Source organism: Vreelandella gomseomensis (genome assembly GCF_031451645.1).
Classification (GTDB): Bacteria; Pseudomonadota; Gammaproteobacteria; order Pseudomonadales; family Halomonadaceae; genus Vreelandella; species Vreelandella gomseomensis.
The window spans coordinates 1-24,528 of record NZ_JARWAI010000006.1 but is presented as its reverse complement, the minus strand read 5'-3'; the positions used below and the strand labels follow the sequence as shown (position 1 = coordinate 24,528).

Here is a 24,528-nt window from a genome sequence, read left to right as displayed (position 1 = left end):
GAGCAATCGTAATGGAGCAGGTGGAAACGCCACGCTGGCGGGCCGTGGTGGCGGTGATGATGGGCATCTTTCTGCTTGTGACCGCCGAGCAATTGCCGATTGGCCTGCTGTCCCAAGTGGCCTCGAGCATGGGTGTGACCCCCGGGATGGCGGGTTTGATGGTCACCGTGCCGGGCGTCGTGGCGGCCTTTTCGGCGCCGCTGCTGCCCGTAGCCGTGGGGCGGCTGGACCGGCGAGTGATGCTGACGCTGTTGATGGCCGTCATGGTGGTCGGCAGTGTGCTGACGGCGCTGGCCAGCAGCTTCGTGTTGCTGCTGGCATCCCGTGTGCTGGTAGGCGTCAGCATCGGCGGGTTCTGGGCGGTCGCCGGCAGTATCGCGCCGCGCCTGGTGCCGGCGGGTCAGGTCTCCAAGGCGATGACCATCATCTTTGGCGGCGTCGCCGCCGCGTCGGTGCTGGGCGTGCCGTTGGGCACGTTGCTGGGTGACTTCAGCAGTTGGCGGGTCGCCTTTGCGACGCTTGGCGGCCTGAGCCTGCTGACGGCGGCCGCGCTTTGGGTCTGGCTGCCGCCGCTGCCGCCCAGAGAGCCCGTGCGACTGGCCGTGCTGGCCGAGCAGTTCGGCAGCCAAGGGGTGCGTGTGGCGGTGCTGACCACCGGCTTTGTTGTCGTTGGGCATTTCGCCGCCTATACGTTTATCAGCCCGGTTCTCCAGGACATCAGTGGTATTGCCCAGCGCCATGTGGGCAGCCTGCTGCTGCTTTACGGTGCCGCGGGGATACTGGGCAATATCGCTGCGGGACTCTATGCCGGGCGTCATCCTTATCGCGCCGTGCTGGCGATCCCCTGCGTGTTGCTGCTCGTCGTCGCGGCCTTCCCCTGGCTGGGCGTGACGCCGACCAGTGGCGTGGCGTTGTTGATGGTGTGGGGCGCGGTGTTCGGCAGCGTGTCGGTGAGCATTCAAACCTGGATTCTGCGCACGGCCCCGAACACCGAGGCGGCCACCGCGCTGATGGCGTTTACCTTCAACCTGTCGATCGGGTTTGGAGCGATGGTCGGCGGACGGATTGTCGACGGCACCAGCCTGCCGGTGGCGATGTGGGCCGCGTCGGGGCTGTTTTTGCTGGGTACGCTGCTGGTGTTGCGAACGCCGTCGCGGATCGTCGGCGCTAGGCGGTAAAAAAATGCCCCCGCCAATGGCGGGGGCATACATGCAGACAACGAGTCGTTAATGACCTGCCGCCGTTAGGGTCGCTCAATCGCCAGGGCGACACCCTGGCCGCCGCCAATACACAGCGTCGCGAGGCCTTTCTTCGAATCGCGGGCGATCATCTCATGGAGCAGCGTTACGAACACGCGGCAGCCCGAGGCCCCGATGGGGTGGCCCAGGGCTATCGCGCCGCCGTTGACGTTGACCTTGCTGGTATCCCAGCCGAGCTCTTTATTGACCGACAGCGCCTGGGCGGCAAAGGCTTCGTTGGCTTCAACGAGGTCGAGGTCGTCAAGACTCCAGCCGGCTTTTTCCAGGCAGCGGCGGGTGGCCGGTGCCGGGCCGATACCCATGATCGCCGGGTCGACACCCGCGTTGGCGTAGCCGGCAATACGCGCCAGCGGTTCGAGGCCGAGCTGCTTGGCTTTTTCCGCCGAGCAGATCATGACCACCGCGGCACCATCGTTGAGTGCCGACGCGTTGCCCGCGGTCACGGTGCCGTCTTTCTTGAACGCCGGACGCATGCCGCCGAGTTTTTCGGCGGTGACTTCGCGTGGGTTCTCGTCGGTATCGAACACCAGCGGGTCACCTTTGCGCTGGGGAACTTCCACCGGCACGATCTGGCCCTTGAACTTGCCTTCCCGAATGGCGGCGGCGGCCTTTTGCTGGGAGGCGGCGGCAAATTCGTCCATGGCTTCCCGGGTGATGCCGTACTTCTCGGCGAGGTTCTCAGCCGTTATGCCCATGTGATAGTTGTTGAACGCGTCCCACAGGCCGTCGTGGACCATGGAGTCGATGGCCTTCCAGTCGCCCATGCGCTGACCGTTGCGCGAGTTGGGCAGCACGTGGGGAGACGCCGACATGTTTTCCTGGCCACCGGCCAGAATCAGCTCGGCATCGCCACAGCGGATCGCCTGGGTGGCCAAGTGAAGGGCCTTGAGGCCAGAGCCGCAGACCTTGTTGATGGTCATGGCCGGAACGGCTTCGGGCAGACCGGCCTTGATGGATGCCTGACGGGCAGGGTTCTGGCCGACGCCGGCGGTCAGCACCTGGCCCAGTAGCACCTCATCTACCTGGTCGGGGGCAACGCCTGTGGAGGAAAGGATATCCTTCATGACCAGCGCGCCCAGATCGCTGGCCGCAATGCCGGCGAGTGAGCCACCAAAGGCACCGACCGCGGTACGGCGAGCCGCGACAATCACTATTTCTTGCATAACAAGACTCCTGGTCTGAGGAACGTCGACGGAAAAGCGTCAGCGTTCGTGTCTAGCGTTGTTGTTACTGTCATGGTCTCAGCATAGGGGAAGGGTGCGCATGGCGGCAATACGCTTTTTGAACCAAATAAAAACGGGCCAGTGTATGGCCCGTTATTCAAGGTTCTCCGGCGTGTCCGATGGGTCAGGCAAGCTGGACGGGAATGGCGTTGCTGGTATGGCTGACGTGATTGCCTTCCTGGAGGTAGACCAGGGCAGGCTGATGGTTGTCCAGCTCGGCTTCCGAGTAGTGGGCATAGCTACAGATGATGATGCGGTGCCCCGGTGATGCCAGATGCGCAGCGGCGCCGTTGATCGAGATCAGCCGCGAGCCTTCTTCACCGCGAATGGCGTAGGTGGTGAAGCGCTCGCCGTTTTCTACGTTGTAGATCTGGATCTGTTCGTTCTCGCGGATGCCGGCCATATCCAGCAGGTCGCCGTCGATGGCGCAGGATCCTTCATAGTTGAGCACCGCATGGGTAACGCGGGCCATGTGCAGCTTGGCTTTTAGCATGATGGTATGCATGGAAACTCCTGAAAATGAGGCGAGCCGCTTAGCGGCCAGAAGCGCGAGCAGCGTCGGGAAGCCGCACGCTCAGGTTATCAATCAGCCGGGCGGGGCCCAACTGGGCGGCGGCCAGCAACACGGCGTCGCGGGTGGCGTCACGGACGGCGCCAAGCGCTGGGTCGCGCAGTTCGAGGTAGTCGGGCACAAAGCCGGCATCATACAACGCCGCTTTGCCCTGGTGTAGTGTCTGGTCGATCGATTCGCCCTGTTCAAGGGCGTCGCGCAGCGTGCACAGCGTACGATACAGCGTGGGCGCGATGGCGCGCTCCTCCGGGCTCAGGTAGCCGTTGCGTGAAGACAGTGCCAAGCCGTCATCGGCGCGCACGATGGGCACGCCGATGATCTCGATGGGCAGGTGCAGGTCGCTGACCAGCTTGCGGATCACCGCAAGCTGCTGGTAGTCCTTTTGGCCGAAACAGGCGATGTCGGGCTGCACCAGGTTGAACAGCATGCTGACTACGGTGGAAACGCCATCGAAGTGGCCCGGTCGCGACCCGCCACACAGCCCGGCGCCCACCTCGGGTACATGCACCCGGGTCTGGGTGGTCAGGCCGTTGGGATACAGCGCGCTGACCGCGGGCGCGAACAGGATATCGCAGCCCGCCTCAACAAGCTGCGCCTGGTCAGCCTCGAAGGTACGCGGGTAGGCATCCAGGTCCTCGCCGGGGCCAAACTGCAGCGGGTTGACAAACAGGCTGGCGACCACGACATCGGCATTGGCACGGGCGCGGGTGACCAGGGCCAGATGCCCGGCGTGCAGGTTGCCCATGGTGGGCACCAGGGCAATCCGCTGGCCGCGCAGCCGGTGCTCACGCAGCGTGCGGCGCAGCTCGGAGATATCTCGCAATGTATGCATAACAGTCATGTCGTCTTTCACGGGCGTTGCAATGACTCCTGCCTTGGAACACCGCTTAAAAGCAGTGTTCCGGCGCGGGGAAAGTCCGGGTTTTGACCGCTTCGTGATAGTGCTGAAACGCCGACTGAATGCTGTCTGCGCTTGCCATGAAGTTTTTCACGAAGCGTGGTGTGCGGCCATGGGTAACGCCGAGGACGTCGTGCATGACCAGGATCTGGCCGTCGGTGTCGGGGCCGGCGCCGATGCCGATCACCGGTACGTCGAGGGCCTCGGTCACTGCTTTGCCCAGGCTTGCGGGCACGCATTCCAGCAGAATGACCGACGCGCCTGCCTCAACCAGCACTTTCGCGTCGTTGATGATCTGCTCGGCCTGGACGGCTTCCCGGCCCTGCACCTTGTAGCCTCCAAGCTGATAAACCGTTTGCGGCGTCAAACCAAGGTGCGCGCACACCGGTACGCCCCGTCGCGTCAGTTCACGAATGCCGTCAGCCATCCAGGCGTCGCCTTCCACCTTGACCAGTTCGGCGCCGGCGCGCATCAGGGCGGCCGCGTCATCCAACATCCGCGCGGTGGTCGCGTTGCTCATGAACGGCAGGTCGACCATCAGCAGGCTATGGCCTTTGCCGCGCGCCGTGCAGCGGGTGTGGTAACAGATATCGTCAATGGTCACCGGCAGGGTGCTGTTGTGGCCCTGCAAGACCATGCCCAGCGAGTCGCCGACCAGCAACACATCGATCCCTGCGTGGCTGGCGGCGTGGGCAAAGGAGGCATCGTAAGCGGTCAGGCAGCTGAACGTTTCGCCGGCGCGCTTATGCGCCTGCAGCGTGCTCAGGGTGACGGTTTTCATGGCGTGCTCTCATTGTCTACGTGAGGCCGACGCGGCATCGGCGTTCGGCCATTGTTAACGCCGCCGTGCGGCGGATGCTGAGTGGCGTAACCGGCAATTGTTACCTGAATGCGGGCTCGGTGTCGAGAATTGTGTCAGATGGTAGCAGTCGTTGTTACCTCTGCGTCGCTCAGGCGACGGATTAGGGTGCTATCCACCTCGGTGAGCCAGTCGCTGAGCGGCCGGTGGTGCAGCGTCAGGGTCGGGGCGAGTTCGTGCAGCGGCACCAGCACAAAGGCGCGTTCGTGCATGTGTTGATGGGGTACCCGCAGGCGTGGAGAGGTGCACGGTTGTTGAGCGTAGAGCAGCAGATCCAGGTCGAGCGTACGGGGGCCCCAGTGACGCTGCCGCCGGCGTCGATGACGTTGTTCCAGCGCCTGGAGCTGGTCAAGAAGGGCAAGCGGCGATAGCCGGGTTTCGAGCGCCGCGACCGCATTGATGAAGTCGGGCTGATCCTGGGGGCCCACCGGCGGGGTTGCATACAGTGACGAGGCGCTGACCAGATGGCTGAGCGGCAGCCGAGCCAGCGCCTGCAGTGCCTGGCGCAGCTGGTTCACGGGATTCTCCAGATTGCTGCCCAGGCCGATATAGCAAAGCGCCATGCGCCGTTCTACTCCTCGCTCTTGCGCGGTTTACGCCGGCGCTTGCGGCGGCGGTCGCCCTGACTGGCAGGATCGCCTCCCACCTTTTGCAGCAGGCGACGCTGGTCGTGCTCGTCGCCCTGCTGGAAGGCGCTCCACCAGTCGCCCAGGCCGCGCGGTATTTCGCCGGCCTGTTCGCGCAGCAGGAGCAGATCGTACGCGGCACGGAAGCGTGGGTGCTCGCGGGTTTGAAACGCTTTCTTGCCGCGCCGCAACGGGAGCCGCCCCTGGAGTTCCCAGATGTCGCGCATCGGCATGCCGAAACGCTTGGGAATCGAGATATGCTGAAGCTGGCGTGTTACCACCTGCTGAGCGGCGGTCTGCAGCGCGGGAATTGACGGCATGCCGTCACTTTCGAGCTCGGCCTGGCGGTGCGCGACGGGCGCCCATAAAAACGCCGCCAGCAGGAAAGCGGGAGTCACCGGGCGTTCTTCGGCAATGCGCTTGTCGGTATTGGCCAGCGCCTGTTCGATGAGCTCTTCGGCCCAGGCGGCATCCGCCATGGCTTCTTCCGCCTCCGGGAACAGCATGCCAAACAGACCGTAGTGACTCAGCATCCTGAAAGTGACCAGCCCGTGACCCGACATGAACAGCTTGAGGACCTCGTCGAATAGCCGCGCCGGCGGGATGCTCAGCAGCAGTGGCGCCAGGTCGTACATGGGCGCCTCGGTCTCTGCCTCGATGGTAAAGCCGAGCTTGGCGGCAAACCTGACCGCTCGCAGCATGCGCACCGGATCTTCGCGGTAGCGCGTGGCGGGGTCGCCGATCAGGCGCAGCGTCCTTGCTTCGATATCCCGCGCGCCATTGGCAAAGTCGTGGATCGTGAAGTCGGCGATATTGTAGTACAGCGCGTTGACGGTGAAGTCACGCCGCAGGGCGTCTTCTTCGATATTGCCCCATACGTTGTCGCGTAGCAAAAGGCCGTCGTCCGACTGTTGGGCAATGTGGTCGCCGTGTTCGTCCTGGGGCTTGCCCCGGAAGGTGGTGACCTCGATGACTTCGCGACCAAAGCGCACATGCACGATGCGGAAGCGGCGTCCGATCAGGCGAGAGTTGCGGAAAAGGTCGCGCACCTGTTCAGGGGTGGCATTGGTGGCAACGTCAAAATCCTTGGGCATCTTGCCCAGCAATGCGTCGCGAATGCAGCCGCCTACCAGATAGGCATCAAAGCCCGCCCCGTTGAGGCGATAAAGCACCTTGAGAGCGGCCTCGCTGATCTGCTTGCGAGAAACGGGATGCTCGGAGCGAGGTATGACACGAGGACTAAGCACGTTGGCGGTGCTTTGTTGGGGTTCGAGCAGGGATTTCAAATGCTCTCCCGGGCTATGTAAGAAACGGGTAAATCCTTTGAACATGCGACGATATCGACTCGCAGGGTATCGAAAAAGTGGCCGTAACGTAAGCGATAAGTCGCTGAGTGTAGCCGACCCCTTGACGCTTGCAAAGTCTCGGGAGGGTTGTGTAACCGCCAGATACGGAAAGGGGAGGCTAAAAGGGCCTCCCCTGTACAGGTAGATAATCAGCTTCCGTTGCTGCTGTTTTTCTTCATGATGGCACATCGCCCTGAATACGCACCGCAGTCGGTAGGCGTGGCAATCACGTGGATTCCGACCGCCTCGTATTCAAAACAATAATCCAACCGCGAACTTTTCTCTCCCCGGCGCGTTGTTGTTGTTTCCGGGGTGTACACACTCACTGCTGTTGTTCTTGTTGGGGCGCAGATCTTTCGGTGTACGTCGCGTCCATTTTGGGCACTTGCTATGACATTATTATTGTTCGGTGCGCTTATCGTGCTCCACGCAAGCAAGTATCGAGATGCAAGCCTATTGTTCTTGTTGGTGCCGTTATCTCTGCCTGGCCATGTTGTTCTTGTTGTGGCTCAGGTCTAAGCGGTGTCATGTTGTTTTTGTTGGCGACTTACCGCGTTGCCCAGTTTGTTTTTCTTACCCAGATATATTGCACTCGCCGTGCCAGCTGTTTGATAGCGTTTTAAATTCAGCAAGTTGGCATTTTTTGGTCATGCCAGGGAACTATCGAGGCGAAAAAGTGTTACCCGTTTTGGGCGCATTGCTGTGTGGGAAGGTAACAGTGTGCGGGTAACGGCGTTCGGGATATTTTTCAAATAAATCAGCGTATTAGACGTTAGTCGAAGATGGCGTCGCGGACTCATTGAGGACGCCTCGCCGTCTTCTTGCGCGGGATGCCCAGGCGCTGACGGCGCTCCCAGAGGTTCTTGCGGCTGATGCCCAGCTTCTGTGCCAGCTCGGTCTCGCTCATCTGATCCTGGTGCTCCAGCACGAAGTGCTGGAAGTAGTCCTCCAGCGACAGGTCGTCCTCTTCTCCGCCGGGCTGGGAGGCATCGGCACTGCTCGGCGGGGGCGCCGGACTTGCTGTCGGCCCCGGTCGGTGGGCGACCGGGGCCAGCCCCAGATCATCCGGGTGGATCAAGTGCCCCTCGGCCAGAATGACGCCGCGCTCCAGGGCGTTCTCCAGCTCGCGGACGTTGCCGGGCCAAGGGTAGTCGCGGAGTTCCTGGCGGGCCGCGCGGGACAGGCGTAGCCCCGGTCGTTCGTGCCGCTGGCAGGCCTTGTCGAGCAGAATGTCGGCAATTTCCAGCACGTCGTCCTCACGCTCGCGCAGCGGCGGCAGCTCTATTTGCATGACGTTCAGGCGGTAATACAGATCCAGGCGGAAATCGCCGCTCTTGGACAGCGCGCGCAGGTCGCGGTGGGTGGCTGCGATCAGTCGAACATCCACGTGGCGGGTTTCCACCGAGCCGATCTTACGGATCTCGCCTTCCTGAAGTACGCGCAACAGCCGGGCCTGGGCGTCGAGAGGCAGCTCGCCGATCTCGTCCAGGAACAGCGTGCCGCCATCGGCGGCTTCTACCAGCCCGGTGCGGGCGGCGCTGGCACCGGTAAAGGCGCCTTTTTCATGGCCGAAGAGCTCCGACTCGATCAGCGTTTCGGGAATGGCGGCGCAGTTGACGCAGATCAGCGAGGCCTGGGCACGCTTGCTTTGCTGATGCAGCGCGCGGGCAACGAGTTCCTTACCGGTGCCGGACTCGCCCAGAATCAATACCGTGACGTCGGCCGGGGCTGTCTTGCGGATGCGCGAGTAGACCAGCTGCATGGCGGTGCAGTTACCGATCATGGTCTGTCGACCGCCGCCGTCATCGGTGACGTCGGGGGGCGGACTGCGCTGCATGGACTGCTGGTGGAGAATGCGCGATACGGTTTCCAGCAGTTCGGCGTGGTCAAAGGGTTTGGCCACGTAATCCACGGCGCCCTGTTTGAGGGAGTCGACCGCTGAGCGCATGCTGGCATAGCTGGTCATGATCAGCACCGGTGCCGGAGCCGCGGCCTCAATCAGCTGGGTGCCCGGCTCACCAGGCAGGCGCAGGTCGCTGATGATCAGGTCAAAACCGGCCAGCTCAAGCTTGCCGGCTTCTTCAGCGCTGCCCGCTTCGCTGACCTCGTAGTCGTGACGTTCGAGCAACCGCTTGAGTGCACTGCGAATGATCGCTTCATCTTCAACAATCAGAATCCTGGACATGGGGCAGCTGGTCATCCTGTTGGTAAAGCGGTAGCCAGAGCGTAATGGCCGTTCCGCGAGACGTCCCGGGCGGTGGCGACGCCACCTCTATTCTGCCCTGGTGCTCATTGATAATTTGATAGGCCAGTGATAATCCGAGTCCTGTCCCTTCACCCGCTGACTTGGTGGTGGTGAAGGGCTCGAACAGGTGGTCACGCACCGAAGGGTCAATGCCCTGGCCGTCGTCGGTGATGCGCCACCAAGCCTGTTCCGAATGCTCGCCCGCTGCGATGTTCACCCTGCCCGTTGGCCGGCAGGCATCGCGTGCGTTGCTCAGCAAGTTGACCATGACCTGCGTCAGGCGCTGGGCGTCACCCTGCACGATAATCGCTTCCGGGCAGGTATTGGTGAACGTAACATCCTCGCCCGAGCGGGCCAGGTGGATCAAGTGTAAGGCATCGTCGGTGATCGAGCTAAGCGCAACGGGGGAACGTGGCAGCGCTTGAGACGCGCTTCCGGCATGGGCAAAGCCGACCAGCGAGTTGACGATCCTGGTGACCCGCCCGGTCAGCTGCTGGATATGGTCAGCGGTTTCCAGCAGGGCGGGATCCTCGGTGTCGTAGCGCAGGTTTTGCGCCAGCGACGAAATGCCGGTGATCGGATTGCCGATCTCGTGGGCCACGCCCGCCGCCAGCTGACCGATCGATGCCAGGCGCGCAGCGTGCACCAGCTCGTCTTCCAGCCATTTCATCTCGGTGTGATCCTCGACCAGGATGACGCTGCCGCCGCGGCTATCGTGACCGCTGAGCTCAGCTTTATGCAGCGTGAGGTAGTAGTCCTTGCCGTGGAGCCTCACAGCTTGTTTGTACAGCGGCGAAGGCCCTTCGCTCAGCACGCTGCCCAGCAGGCGTGGCCAGGGGGCGGGCAGGCTGTCCCGGCGCGAGCCGATGACGCTTTCACCGCTGATGCCGGACAGCTGTGAAAGCGCCTGATTCCACATCACCAGCTCGTCGTCGTCACCCAGCACGCAAAGCCCGACGGGCAGATAGGCAAGCGTCTGGCGGTGGTGGCGGCGCAGACCGTCGAGCTCGCGGGCCAGCCCCGTGAGCCGCGAGCGATAGGCCTCCAAACGGCTTTCCACGAAATGAATGTCATCGGTAATCGGCGCGTCGTCGTGGCGGTAGGGCAGGTAGCGGTCGACGATATCACGCGCCACCGAGGGGCCCATCAGGCCGGACAGGTTCGCCTGTATCCGGTCGCGCAGTCGCCGCAGGGCGTAAGGACGACGTTCCTGAGGCGTCAGGTTGAGGGCCTTGAGCGCGCGGTCGACTTCGCGATGGGCGGCGTCATCGCCGAGCGCCTGCGCCAGATGGGGGGGAAAGTCAGCCGCAGTGGCGGCTTCCAGCGGTAAACGTTTTGAACGAATCACCGCATCCACCGAGCAGGCCTCGGCGGCGGATCTTTCGCCGTCGGACGTGCGTGTGAAGAGCGATACCACGATCAGCAGCAGGATATTGGTCGCCAGCGACAGCAACGTGACGCTATACCAGATAGGCGCGTCGCCGGGCGTCAGCGGCGTCAAGGGCAGCGCGGGCGGCGCATAGCCAGCGACCAGGGGAAGCCATAGCCACCACAGCCAGGCCGCGATACCGCCGATCAGGCCGGCGACCATGCCTTTGCGATTAGCCCCCGGCCAGTAGAGCAGCGCCAGCATACCCGGCAAGCACTGCGCCATGCCGACGAAGGCGGCCAGCCCGAGGCTGGTCAGCGGATAATGCCGCCCCACCCACTGGTAAAACAGCCAGCCACCTAGAATGACCCCGACCACCAGCCCGCGACGCAGCCATAGTAGCCAGCCGTAAAGGTCGCTGCGCGCCTCGGGGGGGCGGGCTACCAGCACGATGTGATTCAGCACCATGCCGGAAAGCGCCAGCGCAATCAGCATCATGGTACCGCTGGCCGCAGCAAGCCCGCCGATAAAGGCCAGCGTGCCGACCCACCAGTGCTCGCTCAGCACATAGGCGGCATACGCGGCCACGGGGATGTCATTACCCAGTGACTGGGCGGCCCACCAGATCAGCGGGACGGGCAACGCCATCAGCAGCAGAAACAGCGGCAGGGTCCAGCTGGCCTGCAGCAGCGTGTTGGGCGACAGGCTCTCGGCGAAGATGATATGAAACAGGTGCGGCATCATGAAGGCCGCCGCAAAGAACAGCAGCAACAGCGTGCGCCACTGGGCGGGGTCAAAGCGTGCGGTGTGCGCCTGGGCAAGGTACCCCGGCCCTTCGAGCCACTGCTGCAGGTCGCCGGGGCCGCTGAACACCAGCCACAAGGCCACAGCGCCGAGCCCCAGCATGGCCAGCAACTTGACGATCGATTCAATGGCGATGGTGCTTAACAGGCTGTTGTGCCGGCTGTGCCCATGGCTGTGGCGGGCCCCCAGCATCACCGCCAGCGCGGCGATGGCCGTGCAGAATATCAGCGACACCACCGGCCCCGCCCGAGTTTGGGTGAACAGGTTGACCGCCTCGCTCATGGTCTTGACCTGAATGCCCAGCAGCGGCAGCACCGCCAGCAGGCTGACCACGGTGACCAGGGTGCCCGCCCAGCGGGAACGAAAGCGAAACGCAAACAGGTCGGCCAGCGAGGCAAGCTGATAGGTGCGGGTAATCCGCTGGATGGGTACGAGCAGCACCGGCGCGAGCAGAAACGCCCCGGCGGCGCCCAGGTAGTAGGCGAGATAGCCAAAGCCGACGTTGGCGGCAAGCTCAATGCTGCCATAAATCGCCCAGGCGCTGGCATAGACGCCCAGTGACAGGGTGTAGACGGCAGGGTGACGGCTGATACGCAGCGGTATCCAGCCACGCTCCACGGCCAGCGCCGCGCCGAGCAGCAGGGCGAGGTAGCCCAGGCCCAACATGACGACACCGACAACCTCAACGCTCATCCAGCTTCCTCTTCTGTTCAAGCCACAGCGTCAGGGCAATCAGCCCGCCCCAGATGACAAAGGGGCGGTACCAGGCCACCGTCGGGTCGCTCCAGCCGTCCATCAGCAAGGGCGATAGCAGGTAGCCGCCAAACACCAGAAACAGCATGATGCGGTAGACGTACATGTCAGGACTCCTGGGGCAGTTCGCGATGTGCTGACGGTGCCAGACGGGCTACCGACCAGTGCGCTACCGCCCAGTCTAGCTGGGTCGTGACAGGGGCACGCGACAGTTCATGGGGCGGCGCCTGGTCGAGTGCCTGAAGCGCCTGAAACAGCTGCTGGCGAATGCCCGGCTCGTCATCGGCGAGCGCCGGCGCGAGATTCTGTTTGGAAAGCTTCTGGCCTTGCGGGGTGACCACCAGCGGCAGGTGCAGGTAACGCGGTTCATCAAGCGCCAAGGCAATTTGTAGCTGGCGCTGCCAGGGGGTGTTGTCGAGCAGATCGAAGCCCCTGACCACATCCGTGATCCCCTGCGCGGCGTCGTCCACCACCACGGCAAGCTGGTAGGCCCAGAGCTCATCCTTGCGCTTGAGCACGACATCGCCGAGCGTTTCAGGATCGAACTGCTGCCAGCCAAACAGGCGATCCTGCCAGCCGATGGGACGCGTGGCCAGATCGCTGCGCAGCCGCCAGGCGACCGGTTTGGTGGGGTCGCGCAGGCCCTGGCGGCACCAGCCGGGGTAGACCGGGAAAGGCTGCCATTGCTTGCGCGAACAGCTGCACGGGTAGGCCAGGCCCAGGGCGGCCAGACGATCCAGCGCCTGCTGGTAAGCGGCGTGACGGTCATGCTGCCAGTGAACGGTGGCGTCCCAGGTGAGCCCAAACGCCTCCAACTGACGCAGGATCGTGCTGTCGGTGCCGGGCGGACAGCGCGGAGGGTCGATATCTTCAATCCGCACCAGCCAGGTGCCGTTTGCCGCCCGCGCGTCAAGATAGCTACCCAACGCCGCCACCAGCGAACCAAAATGTAGCGGCCCTGACGGGGTGGGGGCAAAGCGCCCACGGTAGCGAGTTGATTGCGTCATCGAAGCCTTCCAGAAAGCAAAACGGGCACCTGAGGGTGCCCGCAGTCAAGCATCGCGTACAGTCTTGCCGCCGGCTTAGCCGCCGAGCTGTTTTTCCTTGAGTTCGGCCAGCGTCTTGCAGTCAACGCACAGCGTGGCCGTGGGGCGGGCTTCAAGGCGGCGAATGCCGATTTCCACACCGCAGGCCTCGCAGAAACCGTAATCGTCTTCGTCGATCTTTTCGATGGTTTCGTTGATTTTCTTGAGCAGCTTGCGCTCGCGGTCACGGGTGCGCAGTTCGAGGCTGAAGCCTTCTTCCTGGGTCGCCCGGTCGGCGGGGTCGGCGTAGTTGTTAGCATCTTCCTGCAGGTGGCGTACGGTACGGTCCACCTCTTCCATGAGGTCTTGTTTCCAGTCCAGCAGCAGCTGGCGGAAGTGCGCGAGCTGCTGATCGTTCATATATTCTTCACCCGCTGCCGGTTCATACGGAGTGAAGGGCTTGGACGTTTCCGGTTTTTTTTCCGCTACTGGCATGGGAGTGCCTCTTACGTATGTGACTGCTGATCGACCATGAGTGTGTATCAAGATCTCACGCCAAAGGGATGCTTGTTTAGCTGAAAATTGGCTGCGTTGCAAGCATAATGGATTGCTTTCTACCATGATCTTGCTCCCAGTGCGACCAAGGTCATGTTTTTACTACCGCTAGGTGAAGGAGCCGCTATGGCCTGGAATACGCGTGTCGATCACGTCGCCCCCTTTCGCGTGATGCACTTGCTGGAAATGGCCCAGGCTCGCGAAGCCGAGGGACACGATGTGATCCATCTCGAAGTGGGCGAGCCGGATTTCGCCACCCCTGAGCCTATCGTAGCGGCCGGCCAGCAGGCGCTGGCGCAGGGCAAGACGCGCTATACCCCAGCCGCCGGTCTGCCCGCGCTGCGCGAGGCGATTGCCGGGCATTATGCCGAGCACTTCAATGCCGCGGTGGATCCGTCGCGCATTCTGGTCACGCCCGGGGCGTCGGGAGCGCTGTTGCTGGCCAGCCAGTTGCTCATCGAGGCGGGCGACCGGGTAGTGATGGCCGACCCCAACTATCCGTGTAACCGCCACTTCATGGCCCTGGCCGGCGCCGAGGTGGATGCCGTTGCCGTGGGGCGTGACAGCGGCTGGCAGCTGGATGCTGCGCTCATTCGCAAGCACTGGCAAGCCCGCACTAGGCTTGCCATGCTGGCGTCGCCCTCCAACCCCACCGGGCATACCCTGGATGCCGCGTCGCTCAACGAGGTGTTCTCGGCGGTGGCCGAGCGTGGCGGCGAGGTGCTGGTCGACGAGATCTATCAGGGCCTCAACTACGACGATGCGCCGCTGTCGGCGACCTCGCTGTCAGATAATGCCTTTGTGGTGAACAGTTTCTCAAAATATTTCGGCATGACCGGCTGGCGCCTGGGTTGGCTGGTGGCTCCCGAGCATGCGGTCGAGCCGCTGACCCGGCTGGCGCAGAATGTCTTCCTGGCCGCGGCCACGCCCTCGCAGCATGCCGCGCTGGCCGCGTTTACGCCCGAATGCCGGGATATTCTGGAAACCCGCCGGGCCACCCTGAAACAGCGCCGCCAGGTGCTGCTGGAGGGCCTGGCGCAGCTCGGCTTGGCGCCGGACTTGCCGCCCCAGGGCGCGTTTTACCTGTGGCTGGATATTTCCCGCTATAGCCGCGACAGCCAAGCGTTCTGCGAGCGGCTGCTGCGCGAGGAGAACGTGGCGATTACCCCCGGCATTGATTTTGCCGTCCAGGGCGGCGAGCACCACGTGCGTATTGCCTTCACCAACGACGTCGAGCGGCTGGCAGAAGCCGTGGTGCGCATCACGCGCTTTGTGAGCCGGCTATGAGCCTCGCCTACAACGGCCTGGTGCCGGGCACGCTGCTGCGTCGCTACAAGCGCTTTCTGGCCGATGTGCGCCTGGACGACGGTCAGGAAGTCGTCGCCCACTGCCCGAATACCGGTTCGATGAAAGCGGTCAACGTCCCCGGCTGTCGGGTGTGGCTGTCGCAAAGCGATAACCCCAAGCGCAAGCTGGCCTGGACTTGGGAATGGATCGAATTGCCGCAGCCGGATGGCACGCTAGCGCTGGCTTCGGTGCACACCGGGCGCGCCAACCGCATCGTCGAAGCGGCCATCAATGCCGGCGATATCTTGCCGCTGGCGGGGTATCAAACGCTCAGGCGCGAGGTGAAAGTGGCCGACGCGCGGCTCGATTTCCGCCTGGACGACCCTGGCCGTGGCGCCGTCTTCATTGAAGTGAAGCAGGTGACGCTGAAGGAAACCGACGGGCACGGCTACTTTCCCGATTCGGTCAGCGTGCGCGGCGCCAAGCATCTGCGCTCGCTGCAGGCATTAGCCGAGCAGGGCGAGCGGGCGGTGTTGCTGTTCTGCGTGGCCCATGAGGGCATTGGCGATGTGGCGCCCGCCGCGCATATCGACCCGGCTTACGCGGCGGCGCTTGTGGAAGCGGCCAGGGCGGGGGTCGAGGTACTGGCGTACGGAGTAGACGTGCAGTGGGCCGCCGGCAAGCCCGCAGCAGTGCGTCTGACGCGAGCCTTGCCGATACGCTGGCCGGTGCCCTCAGCGGCGACGCACGCGGAAAATGGCGATTTCACCGAACAGGTTGGGCCATAGGCGCGACGTCCAGTGCCCGCGGTGGTCGCCCACGCCTACGGCGCGGTCGACAATCATCAGGCCTTTTTCACGGCACAGGTGTTCAAAGTCGTTGAAGGTCGAAAGATGAATGTTGGGCGTGTCGTACCAGGCGTGGGGCAGCGACTTGGATACCGGCATGTAGCCGCGCAGCCCCAGATGAATACGGTGACGCCAGTAGGCAAAGTTGGGGAAGGTGATGATGCCTTCCTCGGCGACGCGCAGCATTTCATCGAGCATCTTGTCGGGGCGACGCAGGGCCTGCAGGGCCTGGGTCATGATCACCTGGTCGTAGCTGTTGTCGCAGAAGCTGCCCAGGCCATCGTCGAGGTTGTGCTCGATGACGTTGACGCCGCGGGTCACGCAGCCGGTAATTCCGTCGTGGTCGATTTCCAGCCCGTAGCCCGTGACGTTTTTATCCCTGGCCAGCGCCTCGAGCAGTACGCCATCGCCGCAGGCGAGGTCCAGCACGTGCGCGCCCTCGGGGACCCAGTCATAAATCAGTTCCAGATCAGCGCGCATCATGGGGTCTCCTCGGCGGCTATCGGGGTCAGCTTGAGGTCGCGAGCCACGCGGTTCATGAAGGCGCCGAATACCGCATCGTAACGGGGCTCGTGTAGCAGGAAGGCGTCGTGGCCGTGCGGTGAGTCAATGTTGGCGTAGCTGACTGATTTACCCGCTCGCGTCAGGGCATCCACCAGCTCGCGGGAGCGGGGCGGCGGGAAGCGCCAGTCGGTGGTAAAGCTGACGATCAGGAACGGGCATTGCGCCGGGGCAAGGGCCTTGGCCAGATCCCCGCCTTGGGTGGCCGCCGGGTCGAAGTAGTCCAGCGCCTTGGTCATCAGCAGGTAGGTGTTGGCGTCAAAGGCGGTGGAAAAGGTATCGCCCTGATAGCGCAGGTAGGATTCCACCTGAAACTCGACGCCGAAGCCGAAATTCAGGTCGTTGCTGCGCAGGTCGCGGCCAAACTTGCTGCCCATGGCGTCTTCGGAGAGGTAGGTGATATGACCGACCATGCGCGCCAGCTTGAGCCCGCGCTTGGGCACGGTGTCATGCTCGGCGTACCAGCCATCAAAAAAGTCTGGGTCAGAGCGAATCGCCTGACGGGCCACCTCGTTAAAGGCGATATTTTGCGCCGAAAGGCGCGGCGTGGCGGCAATCACCACCGCATTGCCCACCCGTTCCGGGTAGGTCATCGTCCACTGCATCACCTGCATGCCGCCCAGGCTTCCGCCGACCGCCGCCGCCCAGCGTTCAATCCCCAGATGGTCGGCCAGGCGGGCCTGGCTGGCCACCCAGTCGCTCACCGTGACCATCGGAAAGTCGGGGCCCCACTGGCGGCCCGTTTCCGGGTTGTGACTGACCGGGCCGGTACTGCCGTGGCAGCCGCCCAAATTGTTCAACGACACGACGAAAAAGCGATTGGTGTCGATGGGTTTGCCAGGGCCGATGTGCGCATCCCACCAGCCGGGTTTGCGGTCGTCTTCGCTGTGAAAACCGGCCGCATGGTGGTGGCCCGATAGCGCATGGCAGATCAACACCGCATTGTTACGCTCGGCGTTGAGGGTGCCGTAGGTCTCATAGATCAGCTCGTACTCGGGCAGCACTTTGCCGCAGGCGAGCGGCAGCGGCATGTCGAACTTGGCGACATGCGGGGTGACCAGGCCGACGCTATCCGTCGGTCGGTCAGCAAAAGCAAGCGTGTCTGAATCGGGCATCGAAAGCGTTAGTCCTGCTGAGTCAATCGGAATGAGTAAGCCTTGGCGTTGATCATTACAGGCCGACCAGCGCGCCGGAAATGCCGGCGGCGCGAATCAGCGAGCCGACCAGCAGCCCATCCACCAGATTAATAGCGATAAACACCACAATGGGAGATAAATCAATCATGCCCAGTGGTGGAATCACCTTGCGTACCGGGGCCATGATGGGTTCCACCAGCTGCATGATTAATAGCGCGCCGGGGTGGCTGGCATTGGGCGCGACCCAGCTCAGGATGATCATCACGATCATGGCAAAGAAGTAGATCTTCAGAATGGCGTTGGCCAGCGCCGCGATGCCGGCAACCAGCAGCCCGGGAATAGGTGGCATGCCGACGCCGATGACCATGAAAATGGCGACGATGCTGACGACCTTGAGGACGAACCCTGCCGCCAGGGTCGCGAGGTCAAAGCGGCCGGCAACCGGCCCCAGAAAGCCCTGGAAAAGCCCCACCACCGGCTGGGTAATCTTGACCACCGACTGGCTCAGCGGGTTGTAGTAGTCGGCCCGCGATGCCTGCAATAAAAACCGCAGCATGAGTAAAAACAAGTAAATGTTGATCAACGAGTTAACAAGCATTAACCCGGCGCTGCCCAATTCGTTGCCCATGGCTGTTTCTCCTATAAAATCCGCATTGATTAGTGACCGCTCAGTTCCCTGGACATCGCTTGGGCTCGCTTGGCGCAGGCCTGCATCGCATCGGCGATGGTCGTCCTTAGCTTTGCATCTTCCATGTGCTGGATCGCCCGTTCGGTGGTGCCGCCGGGCGACATCACGTTCTGTTTCAGCGTGGCCGGATCCTTGTCGCTTTGCTGCGCCATGGTGGCCGCGCCCAGCGCCGTCTGGATGGCCAGGCGACGCGCGGTGTCAGCGGGCAGACCCAGCGTCACGCCGGCGTCCTCCATGGCTTCCAGCATCAGGAAGAAGTAGGCCGGTGCACTTCCTGAGACCGCCGTCACGGCGTCGAGCAGCGGCTCCTCATCGACCCATTCGACGATCCCCACCGCTTCCATGAGCTGGGTTGCGAGTGCGCGCTGATCATCGCTGACCCGCGCATTAGCATACAGACCGCTCGCCCCACGGCCTACCAGCGAGGGCGTATTCGGCATGCAGCGCACCATGGCGTTATCACCGCCCAGCCATTGATCGATGGTGGCAGCATCAAGGCCGGCGGCAATCGACATCACCAGGGGCTTATGCTTGCCGATCGTGTCGCTGAGGTCTTCGCACACTTCGCGCATGATCTGAGGCTTGACCGCCAGCACCACGACGTCGGCCTGGCTCGCGGCGGCGTTATTGTCGGTTTGCGTCGTGATCCCCAGGCGCGACCGCAGGCTCTCCAGTTCGCTTTCCCGTGGTGCCGTGGCGGTGATGTCGGAAGGCGTGACACCGCTGTCGATCAGGCCGCCAATGATGGCGCTCGCCATATTGCCTGCGCCAATGAAGGTGATCTTGTTCGCCATGTGGGTATCCTCTTTTAAAAATGGGCTGCGCTTGGCAGCGTAATGGCATCGGCCGGACGATGCGTGGCGGTTCAGGTCGTGTTGCGCGCGCCAAAAATCGCCGTGCCGAGGCGCACCAGGGTGGCGCCTTCCAGTACCGCAGCTTCCAGGTCATCGGTCATGCCCATGGAGAGCGTATCCAGGGGGGCGTCGGGCAGTGATGTCTGCAACGCCTGCAGCAATTCACGCAGCTGGGCCAGGGGCGCCCGCTGGGCGTCCAGCCCTTCGGCGGGCGCGGGAATGGCCATCAGCCCGCGCAGCGCTAAATTCGGCAGGCTGGCGATTGCCTCGGCCAGGGGGGCGACGTCGTCGGGCATGACGCCGGACTTGCTCTCCTCGCGGCTGATATTGACCTGGATGCAGACGTTGAGCGGCGGCAGGTGCTCGGGGCGCTGTTCGCTGAGCCGCTTGGCGATCTTCAGGCGGTCGACGCTGTGCATCCAGGCAAAGTGCTCGGCCACGGCACGCGTCTTGTTCGACTGCAGGGGGCCGATGAAATGCCACACGATGTCGTCCAGGTCGACGAGCTCCGCCTGCTTGTCCAGCGCTTCCTGCAGGTAGTTTTCGCCAAATTCCCGCTGGCCCAGAGACCAGGCCTGACGAATCATCGCGGCCGGCTTGGTTTTACTCACGGCGAGCAATGAGGCATCGTTTTCCGGACGCTGGGCGTCGATCAACGCATGCGTCAGACGTTCACGCGCATGGGTCAGTGACGCTGAAAGCGCGTTATCTGTCATACTCAAGCACCTTACCGCAGCTGGGGAAGAGAGATGGATATTACCGAACTGCTGGCATTCTCGGCAAAGCAGAATGCATCCGACCTGCATTTGTCCGCTGGCCTGCCTCCCATGATACGGGTTGATGGCGATATCCGTCGGCTAAATGTGCCCGCCATGGATAACACCGCCGTGCGTGGGCTGATCTACGACATCATGAACGATCGTCAGCGCCGCGACTATGAAGAACACCTCGAAGTCGATTTCTCTTTTGAAGTGCCGGGCGTGGCGCGTTTCCGCGTGAACGCCTTCAATCAGGCCCGCGGTGCCGGGGCGGTGTTCCGCACCATTCCCAATCAGGTGCTGTCGATGCAGGCGCTGGGGCTTGGCGAGGTGTTTGAACGCCTGTCGATGCTGCCCCGCGGGCTGGTGCTGGTGACCGGGCCCACCGGCTCGGGCAAGAGCACCACCCTTGCGGCGATGATCGACTACATCAACGATCATCGGTTTGAGCATATTCTGACTATCGAAGACCCCGTGGAATTCGTCCATGCCAGCAAGCGCTGCCTGATCAATCAGCGTGAGGTTCATCGCGATACGCACAGCTTTGCCGAGGCGTTGCGCAGCGCGTTACGCGAAGACCCCGACGTGATTCTGGTCGGCGAACTGCGCGACCTGGAAACCATCCGCCTGGCGCTGACGGCGGCGGAAACCGGGCACCTGGTGTTGGGGACGCTGCACACCACTTCGGCTGCCAAGACCATCGACCGGATCATTGATGTCTTCCCGGGCGAAGAAAAAGCCATGGTGCGCTCCATGCTATCGGAGTCGCTTCAGGCGGTGGTCTCGCAATCGCTGCTGAAGCGTCAGGGCGGTGGTCGGGTGGCCGCCCACGAGATCCTGATTGCCACCTCGGCGGTGCGTAACCTGATTCGCGAAGACAAGGTGGCGCAGATCTACTCGGCGATTCAGACCGGCGGCAGCCTGGGGATGCAAACGCTCGATGCCTCGCTCAAGCAGCTGGTCAGCGACGGTCACGTCAGCATGGAAGACGCCCAGGCGCGAGCCAAGGGTACGCTTGCTTCACAGGAGACGTAGCGATGGCACGTGACGACGCCGCAGCGCTGACCCCCACCCAGTGGTTGCATCAGTTGCTGGATATCATGGTGCAGCAGCAGGCCTCTGATCTGCTGATTACCGTCGGCGCACCGCCCAGCCTCAAGATGAACGGCGGCCTGGTGCCGCTGGGGCAGCAGTCGCTGAACGCGCACCAGGTCAACGAGCTGGTGGCGCATACGGTGCCCGAGGGGCTGCGCGAGCGCTTCGGACACGAACAGGAAGCCAACTTTGCGCTTGGCCTGGACGAGAAAGGACGTTTTCGTGTCAGTGCTTTTCAGCAGCGCAATCAGCCCGCCATGGTGATTCGCCGGATTGCCCAGCAGATTCCCACCCTTGGGTCGCTCGGCGTGCCGGATTCCTTGAGCGGCCTGGCGCATGCCAAGCGAGGCCTGGTGCTGGTAGTGGGCGGCACCGGGACGGGGAAATCCACCACCCTGGCGGCGATGGTGCAGGAGCGCAACGAGCACGTTGGCGGTCATATCATCAGCATTGAAGACCCCATCGAATACCTGCACCCGCACAAGCGGGCCATCGTCAATCAGCGGGAAGTGGGCATTGATACCGAGTCGTTTGAAGTGGCGCTTAAAAACACCCTGCGTCAGGCGCCCGACGTCATTTTGATCGGTGAAATACGCAGCCGGGAAACCATGGAGCACGCGCTGACCTTCGCCGAAACCGGGCATCTATGTCTGGCCACGCTGCACGCCAACAATGCCAACCAGGCGTTGGAGCGGATTATTCATTTCTTCCCCCACGAGCGCCACGAACAGATCTGGATGGATCTCTCGCTCAACCTGCGAGCGGTCGTCGCTCAGCAGCTGCTGCCGATGCGCAGCGGCGGTCGTTGTGCGGCGGTTGAGGTCATGCTTCAGTCGTCGCGGATTGCCGATCTGATTCGTAAAGGCCGGGTTGCCGATATAAAGGCCGCCATGGCCGCGTCTCGGGATCACGGTATGCAGACCTTTGACCAGGCACTGTTTGACCTCTATCAGGCCTCGCAGATCAGTCAGGAGGTGGCGCTTGCCCACGCCGATTCGGCCAACGACTTGCGGCTGATGCTGAAGTTGGGGGGCGACCAGTCGCGGCAGCACTCGCTGGAAGAGCGCGTACCGTCGCATTTGACCCTGCGTGACCGTGACGACCCCGTGTGACCTCAGGGAGCGTAAATGCCGCCGAGTATGCGTGGCCCGCTGGCGCCGGTCACCGAGGGCAGGTTGCCGGGCAGCTGATGGAGACGCTGGTGGGCCAGCCAGGCAAATGCCCCGGCCTCGATCCAGTCTTCAGGCCAGCCGTAGGCCGATGGCGATGTAAAGGTCATATTGGGTAAGTAGGCCGCAAGCCGGGCCATCAGGTGCGCGTTATGCGCCCCGCCTCCACAGGTGATCAGCGTGACGTCCGGGTGGCTGAGGGGTAGTTGCTCAATACCCTGGGCCACGCTGGCCGCCGTGAGCTCGGCAAGCGTTGCCTGCACGTCGTGGGGGGGCTCATGGCCGGTCAAGTGGCTTGCCAGCCATGGCAGGTGAAATAGCTCTCTTCCCGTGCTGCGCGGTGGTGGCTGATGAAAGAAGGGCGCTGCCAGCAGTCGCTCCAGCAGGCGTGGGTCGACCCTGCCGCTGGCGGCCCAGGCGCCGTCGCGGTCAAACCGGCCCTGCTGATGCTTGGCAAACCAGGCGTCCAGCAAGACGTTTGCCGGCCCGGTATCAAACCCGGTCACGGGGGCGTCTGGGTTGCTGGGTAGCCACGTGAGGTTTGCAAAGCCGCCCAGGTTCAAAATAAGCTGCTCGCCTTCCCGGCGCCCGAAAAGCGCCTGATGAAACGCCGGGGCAAGCGGTGCTGCCTGACCGCCGGCCGCCAGGTCTCGGCGGCGGAAGTCGGCGACCACGGTGGCACCGGTCAGTTCGGCCAGCAGGCTCGGGTTGTCGAGCTGCAGGGTGTAAGCCGGTCCGCCCGCATGCCCGCTCGGTGCGTGCTCGATGGTTTGTCCATGGCTGCCAATGGCGGCCACCTGGTCGATTGATACCCCCTGCTGACGTAATAAGGCCTTAACCGCGTCCGCCTGCATCTGACAAAACGCCGCTTCCGCCCTGGCCAAGGTGGCAAAGCTGACCTTCTCAGCGTGGCAGAGCTGCAAGAGTTCATTGTGGAGCGCCTCCGGCATGGCGCTTGCGTGGCTGGCCACCAGCGTGGGCGGGGTATTGGAGGCAATGGCCACCAGTGCCGCGTCAATCCCGTCCAGACTGGTCCCCGACATCAAGCCGATATAGTAAACAGGCGTGTCAGTCGTTGAAGTTGTCATTGCAGTGGTATCCAAAGTAAGACGAAGGCTCAACCAAGGCGAGCGAGCATGATAACATCGCTCACTATTTATCATCCGAACGCCCGCAAGGCGATGCTTACGTGGAGAAAAGCAATGAGTGAGGTGGATCAGGCGCTAGCGTTGTTATCGCGCGGAACGCATGAGATTTTGGTCGAGGACGAGCTGCGCCAAAAGTTGGCTTCCGGACGCAAGCTGCGTATCAAAGCGGGGTTTGATCCCACCGCACCTGATCTTCATTTAGGGCATAGCGTGTTGCTGACCAAGATGCGTCAATTTCAGGATCTGGGGCACACGGTTATTTTCCTGATTGGTGATTTTACCGGCCGCATCGGCGACCCCACCGGTAAAAACGTGACCCGAAAACCGCTCACCGAAGCCGACGTTAAAGCCAACGCCGATACCTACCGGGAGCAGGTGTTTAAAATCCTCGACCCTGAAAAGACCGAAGTGCGCTTCAATGCCGAGTGGTTTGGTGAACTCTCCGCAGCCAAGATGATTGAGCTGGCAGCGCAGAGTACCGTCGCGCGCATGCTCGAGCGGGACGACTTTGAAAAACGCTACAGAGCCAATCAGTCGATTGCCATCCACGAATTTCTCTACCCGCTCGTTCAGGGGTATGACTCCGTCGCGCTGGAGGCGGATGTCGAGCTTGGCGGCACCGACCAGAAGTTCAACCTGCTGATGGGCCGTGAAATCCAGAAGCATTTCGGCCAGGAACCGCAGGTGGTGATCACCATGCCGTTGCTGGAAGGGCTGGACGGCGTTCAGAAGATGTCCAAGTCGCTTGGCAACTATGTCGGCGTCGATGAAAGCCCCGGCGCGATGTTCAACAAGCTGGTATCCATGCCGGATAGCCTGATATGGCGTTACTTCGAGCTGCTGTCGTTGAAGTCCAACGAAGACCTCGAAGCACTCAAGCAGAGCGTTGAGCAAGGAGCCAATCCGCGCGATGTCAAAATGGCGTTGGCGCGCGAGTTGATTGCTCGCTACCACGGCGACGAAGCGGCGGCCAACGCGCATAAATCCGCCGGCAATCAGTTGGCGGATGGTGAGCTGCCCGACGACCTGCCCGAGGTCGAGGTGGATTTTGAAGGCAGTGCCGATGCGCCGATTGCTGCAGTGCTGAACCGGTCGGAGTTAACCAAGAACAGCGCCCAGGCCAAAGACATGCTGAAAAATGGCAGCGTCAAAGTAGATGGCGAGGTGGTAGCGCAAGACACCATGCTACCCACCGGCAAGGCGTACGTTATCCAGGCGGGCAAGAAACGTTACGCCCGTGTGACACTGCGCTAATTTTTTCGCCCGCCCCCTTGCCAACCCGGCAGCAACACCGTAAAGTACGCATCCGCTGCCGGGGACGCCAGGCGTTGCCAGCGGTGAATGAGGTGTAAAAACCTCGGTTTGTCAGTAGGTTAGGCAAATAGCGGGAAGGAAAATCGCATCAAACATTTCCTTCGCTTCTGCCAAACAGCCATTGACAAACACTGAGA

23 protein-coding genes are annotated in these 24,528 nt (G+C 62.6%); 6 read left to right on the top strand and 17 right to left on the bottom strand.

What is annotated here, in order from left to right; all coding sequences use genetic code 11:
* Window positions 1–11: 11 nt before the first annotated feature.
* Window positions 12–1,178, top strand: coding sequence for an MFS transporter (locus QC815_RS08930; protein WP_309768097.1), 1,167 nt, complete (start codon window positions 12–14; stop codon window positions 1,176–1,178).
* Window positions 1,179–1,243: 65 nt separating this feature from the next.
* On the opposite strand, the gene QC815_RS08925 is transcribed toward QC815_RS08930, so the two are convergent.
* The 11 genes from QC815_RS08925 to dksA all read right to left on the bottom strand — a co-directional run bounded on the left by QC815_RS08925 (window position 1,244) and on the right by dksA (window position 13,473).
* Entirely contained in the window at window positions 1,244–2,422 is a 1,179-nt protein-coding gene (locus tag QC815_RS08925; protein WP_309768096.1) for an acetyl-CoA C-acetyltransferase, read from the bottom strand.
* Between the two features lie 184 nt (window positions 2,423–2,606).
* Complete coding sequence (gene panD / locus QC815_RS08920; RefSeq protein WP_066316103.1) at window positions 2,607–2,987, bottom strand: aspartate 1-decarboxylase; 381 nt, start codon at window positions 2,985–2,987, stop codon at window positions 2,607–2,609.
* A gap of 28 nt (window positions 2,988–3,015) precedes the next feature.
* Complete coding sequence (gene panC / locus QC815_RS08915) at window positions 3,016–3,885, bottom strand: pantoate--beta-alanine ligase (protein ID WP_230447800.1); 870 nt, start codon at window positions 3,883–3,885, stop codon at window positions 3,016–3,018.
* 55 nt (window positions 3,886–3,940) lie between these two features.
* The gene (gene panB / locus QC815_RS08910; RefSeq protein ID WP_230447801.1) at window positions 3,941–4,732 is read right to left on the bottom strand and encodes a 3-methyl-2-oxobutanoate hydroxymethyltransferase; all 792 of its coding nucleotides are present in this window, start codon (window positions 4,730–4,732) and stop codon (window positions 3,941–3,943) included.
* Window positions 4,733–4,866: 134 nt separating this feature from the next.
* On the bottom strand, window positions 4,867–5,373 hold the full coding sequence (gene folK / locus QC815_RS08905; RefSeq protein WP_230447802.1) for a 2-amino-4-hydroxy-6-hydroxymethyldihydropteridine diphosphokinase: 507 nt from the start codon (window positions 5,371–5,373) through the stop codon (window positions 4,867–4,869).
* 8 nt (window positions 5,374–5,381) lie between these two features.
* Entirely contained in the window at window positions 5,382–6,767 is a 1,386-nt protein-coding gene (pcnB, locus tag QC815_RS08900; protein ID WP_309768091.1) for a polynucleotide adenylyltransferase PcnB, read from the bottom strand.
* 811 nt (window positions 6,768–7,578) lie between these two features.
* Complete coding sequence (locus QC815_RS08895; RefSeq protein WP_230447804.1) at window positions 7,579–8,967, bottom strand: sigma-54-dependent transcriptional regulator; 1,389 nt, start codon at window positions 8,965–8,967, stop codon at window positions 7,579–7,581.
* Window positions 8,945–11,893, bottom strand: coding sequence for an ATP-binding protein (locus tag QC815_RS08890; protein WP_230447805.1), 2,949 nt, complete (start codon window positions 11,891–11,893; stop codon window positions 8,945–8,947). The genes QC815_RS08895 and QC815_RS08890 overlap by 23 nt, the downstream gene beginning before the upstream one ends.
* Window positions 11,883–12,059 carry a hypothetical protein gene (locus tag QC815_RS08885; RefSeq protein ID WP_027337667.1) on the bottom strand — a complete coding sequence of 59 codons (177 nt, stop codon included), beginning with the start codon at window positions 12,057–12,059 and terminating at the stop codon, window positions 11,883–11,885. Before QC815_RS08885 ends, QC815_RS08890 begins: the two co-directional genes overlap by 11 nt.
* A 1-nt stretch (window position 12,060) precedes the next feature.
* Window positions 12,061–12,960: a tRNA glutamyl-Q(34) synthetase GluQRS gene (gene gluQRS / locus QC815_RS08880; protein WP_230447806.1), complete on the bottom strand. Its 900-nt coding sequence runs from the start codon at window positions 12,958–12,960 to the stop codon at window positions 12,061–12,063.
* 75 nt (window positions 12,961–13,035) lie between these two features.
* Window positions 13,036–13,473: an RNA polymerase-binding protein DksA gene (dksA, locus tag QC815_RS08875; protein ID WP_027337669.1), complete on the bottom strand. Its 438-nt coding sequence runs from the start codon at window positions 13,471–13,473 to the stop codon at window positions 13,036–13,038.
* A gap of 186 nt (window positions 13,474–13,659) precedes the next feature.
* On the opposite strand from dksA, the gene QC815_RS08870 reads away from it, so the two are divergent.
* Window positions 13,660–14,820 carry an aminotransferase class I/II-fold pyridoxal phosphate-dependent enzyme gene (locus tag QC815_RS08870; RefSeq protein ID WP_230447807.1) on the top strand — a complete coding sequence of 387 codons (1,161 nt, stop codon included), beginning with the start codon at window positions 13,660–13,662 and terminating at the stop codon, window positions 14,818–14,820.
* Window positions 14,817–15,608: a DNA/RNA nuclease SfsA gene (sfsA, locus tag QC815_RS08865; protein WP_230447808.1), complete on the top strand. Its 792-nt coding sequence runs from the start codon at window positions 14,817–14,819 to the stop codon at window positions 15,606–15,608. The genes QC815_RS08870 and sfsA overlap by 4 nt, the downstream gene beginning before the upstream one ends.
* Here sfsA and metW read toward each other — a convergent pair.
* The 5 genes from metW to QC815_RS08840 all read right to left on the bottom strand — a co-directional run bounded on the left by metW (window position 15,555) and on the right by QC815_RS08840 (window position 19,623).
* Entirely contained in the window at window positions 15,555–16,148 is a 594-nt protein-coding gene (gene metW / locus QC815_RS08860) for a methionine biosynthesis protein MetW (RefSeq protein ID WP_230447821.1), read from the bottom strand. The genes sfsA and metW overlap by 54 nt on opposite strands.
* Window positions 16,148–17,344 (bottom strand): homoserine O-succinyltransferase MetX, encoded by a 1,197-nt coding sequence (gene metX, locus QC815_RS08855; protein ID WP_230447809.1) that lies wholly within the window; start codon window positions 17,342–17,344, stop codon window positions 16,148–16,150. The genes metW and metX overlap by 1 nt, the downstream gene beginning before the upstream one ends.
* A gap of 55 nt (window positions 17,345–17,399) precedes the next feature.
* Window positions 17,400–17,993: a YggT family protein gene (locus QC815_RS08850; RefSeq protein WP_230447810.1), complete on the bottom strand. Its 594-nt coding sequence runs from the start codon at window positions 17,991–17,993 to the stop codon at window positions 17,400–17,402.
* 29 nt (window positions 17,994–18,022) lie between these two features.
* A complete protein-coding gene (proC, locus tag QC815_RS08845; RefSeq protein ID WP_230447811.1) occupies window positions 18,023–18,847 on the bottom strand; it encodes a pyrroline-5-carboxylate reductase in 825 nt (274 codons plus the stop codon).
* Between the two features lie 71 nt (window positions 18,848–18,918).
* A complete protein-coding gene (locus QC815_RS08840) occupies window positions 18,919–19,623 on the bottom strand; it encodes a YggS family pyridoxal phosphate-dependent enzyme (protein ID WP_230447812.1) in 705 nt (234 codons plus the stop codon).
* 33 nt (window positions 19,624–19,656) lie between these two features.
* Between QC815_RS08840 and QC815_RS08835 the strand changes: the two genes are divergently transcribed.
* Together QC815_RS08835 and QC815_RS08830 are read left to right on the top strand one after the other, a co-directional pair.
* Window positions 19,657–20,700, top strand: a complete 1,044-nt coding sequence (locus QC815_RS08835; protein WP_230447813.1) for a type IV pilus twitching motility protein PilT — start codon at window positions 19,657–19,659, stop codon at window positions 20,698–20,700.
* Window positions 20,701–20,702: 2 nt separating this feature from the next.
* Window positions 20,703–21,872: a PilT/PilU family type 4a pilus ATPase gene (locus QC815_RS08830; RefSeq protein WP_230447814.1), complete on the top strand. Its 1,170-nt coding sequence runs from the start codon at window positions 20,703–20,705 to the stop codon at window positions 21,870–21,872.
* A 2-nt stretch (window positions 21,873–21,874) separates the two neighbouring features.
* On the opposite strand, the gene QC815_RS08825 is transcribed toward QC815_RS08830, so the two are convergent.
* Complete coding sequence (locus QC815_RS08825; RefSeq protein ID WP_309768079.1) at window positions 21,875–23,017, bottom strand: anhydro-N-acetylmuramic acid kinase; 1,143 nt, start codon at window positions 23,015–23,017, stop codon at window positions 21,875–21,877.
* A 114-nt stretch (window positions 23,018–23,131) separates the two neighbouring features.
* Between QC815_RS08825 and tyrS the strand changes: the two genes are divergently transcribed.
* A complete protein-coding gene (tyrS, locus tag QC815_RS08820) occupies window positions 23,132–24,331 on the top strand; it encodes a tyrosine--tRNA ligase (protein ID WP_230447816.1) in 1,200 nt (399 codons plus the stop codon).
* Window positions 24,332–24,528: the final 197 nt, after the last annotated feature.

Excerpts from the sequence above, each read along its gene's own strand:
- gluQRS (WP_230447806.1), bottom strand. The coding sequence starts at position 12,960 with ATGACGCAATCAACTCGCTACCGTGGGCGCTTTGCCCCCACCCCGTCA.
- QC815_RS08890 (WP_230447805.1), bottom strand. The coding sequence starts at position 11,893 with ATGAGCGTTGAGGTTGTCGGTGTCGTCATGTTGGGCCTGGGCTACCTC.
- QC815_RS08840 (WP_230447812.1), bottom strand. The coding sequence starts at position 19,623 with ATGACAGATAACGCGCTTTCAGCGTCACTGACCCATGCGCGTGAACGT.
- QC815_RS08870 (WP_230447807.1), top strand. The coding sequence starts at position 13,660 with ATGGCCTGGAATACGCGTGTCGATCACGTCGCCCCCTTTCGCGTGATG.
- QC815_RS08885 (WP_027337667.1), bottom strand. The coding sequence starts at position 12,059 with ATGTACGTCTACCGCATCATGCTGTTTCTGGTGTTTGGCGGCTACCTG.
- QC815_RS08925 (WP_309768096.1), bottom strand. The coding sequence starts at position 2,422 with ATGCAAGAAATAGTGATTGTCGCGGCTCGCCGTACCGCGGTCGGTGCC.
- sfsA (WP_230447808.1), top strand. The coding sequence starts at position 14,817 with ATGAGCCTCGCCTACAACGGCCTGGTGCCGGGCACGCTGCTGCGTCGC.
- panD (WP_066316103.1), bottom strand. The coding sequence starts at position 2,987 with ATGCATACCATCATGCTAAAAGCCAAGCTGCACATGGCCCGCGTTACC.
- pcnB (WP_309768091.1), bottom strand. The coding sequence starts at position 6,767 with ATGTTCAAAGGATTTACCCGTTTCTTACATAGCCCGGGAGAGCATTTG.
- QC815_RS08825 (WP_309768079.1), bottom strand. The coding sequence starts at position 23,017 with ATGACAACTTCAACGACTGACACGCCTGTTTACTATATCGGCTTGATG.
- QC815_RS08830 (WP_230447814.1), top strand. The coding sequence starts at position 20,703 with ATGGCACGTGACGACGCCGCAGCGCTGACCCCCACCCAGTGGTTGCAT.
- proC (WP_230447811.1), bottom strand. The coding sequence starts at position 18,847 with ATGGCGAACAAGATCACCTTCATTGGCGCAGGCAATATGGCGAGCGCC.
- QC815_RS08895 (WP_230447804.1), bottom strand. The coding sequence starts at position 8,967 with ATGTCCAGGATTCTGATTGTTGAAGATGAAGCGATCATTCGCAGTGCA.
- panB (WP_230447801.1), bottom strand. The coding sequence starts at position 4,732 with ATGAAAACCGTCACCCTGAGCACGCTGCAGGCGCATAAGCGCGCCGGC.
- QC815_RS08835 (WP_230447813.1), top strand. The coding sequence starts at position 19,657 with ATGGATATTACCGAACTGCTGGCATTCTCGGCAAAGCAGAATGCATCC.
- metW (WP_230447821.1), bottom strand. The coding sequence starts at position 16,148 with ATGCGCGCTGATCTGGAACTGATTTATGACTGGGTCCCCGAGGGCGCG.
- metX (WP_230447809.1), bottom strand. The coding sequence starts at position 17,344 with ATGCCCGATTCAGACACGCTTGCTTTTGCTGACCGACCGACGGATAGC.
- QC815_RS08930 (WP_309768097.1), top strand. The coding sequence starts at position 12 with ATGGAGCAGGTGGAAACGCCACGCTGGCGGGCCGTGGTGGCGGTGATG.
- folK (WP_230447802.1), bottom strand. The coding sequence starts at position 5,373 with ATGGCGCTTTGCTATATCGGCCTGGGCAGCAATCTGGAGAATCCCGTG.
- tyrS (WP_230447816.1), top strand. The coding sequence starts at position 23,132 with ATGAGTGAGGTGGATCAGGCGCTAGCGTTGTTATCGCGCGGAACGCAT.
- dksA (WP_027337669.1), bottom strand. The coding sequence starts at position 13,473 with ATGCCAGTAGCGGAAAAAAAACCGGAAACGTCCAAGCCCTTCACTCCG.
- panC (WP_230447800.1), bottom strand. The coding sequence starts at position 3,885 with ATGCATACATTGCGAGATATCTCCGAGCTGCGCCGCACGCTGCGTGAG.
- QC815_RS08850 (WP_230447810.1), bottom strand. The coding sequence starts at position 17,993 with ATGGGCAACGAATTGGGCAGCGCCGGGTTAATGCTTGTTAACTCGTTG.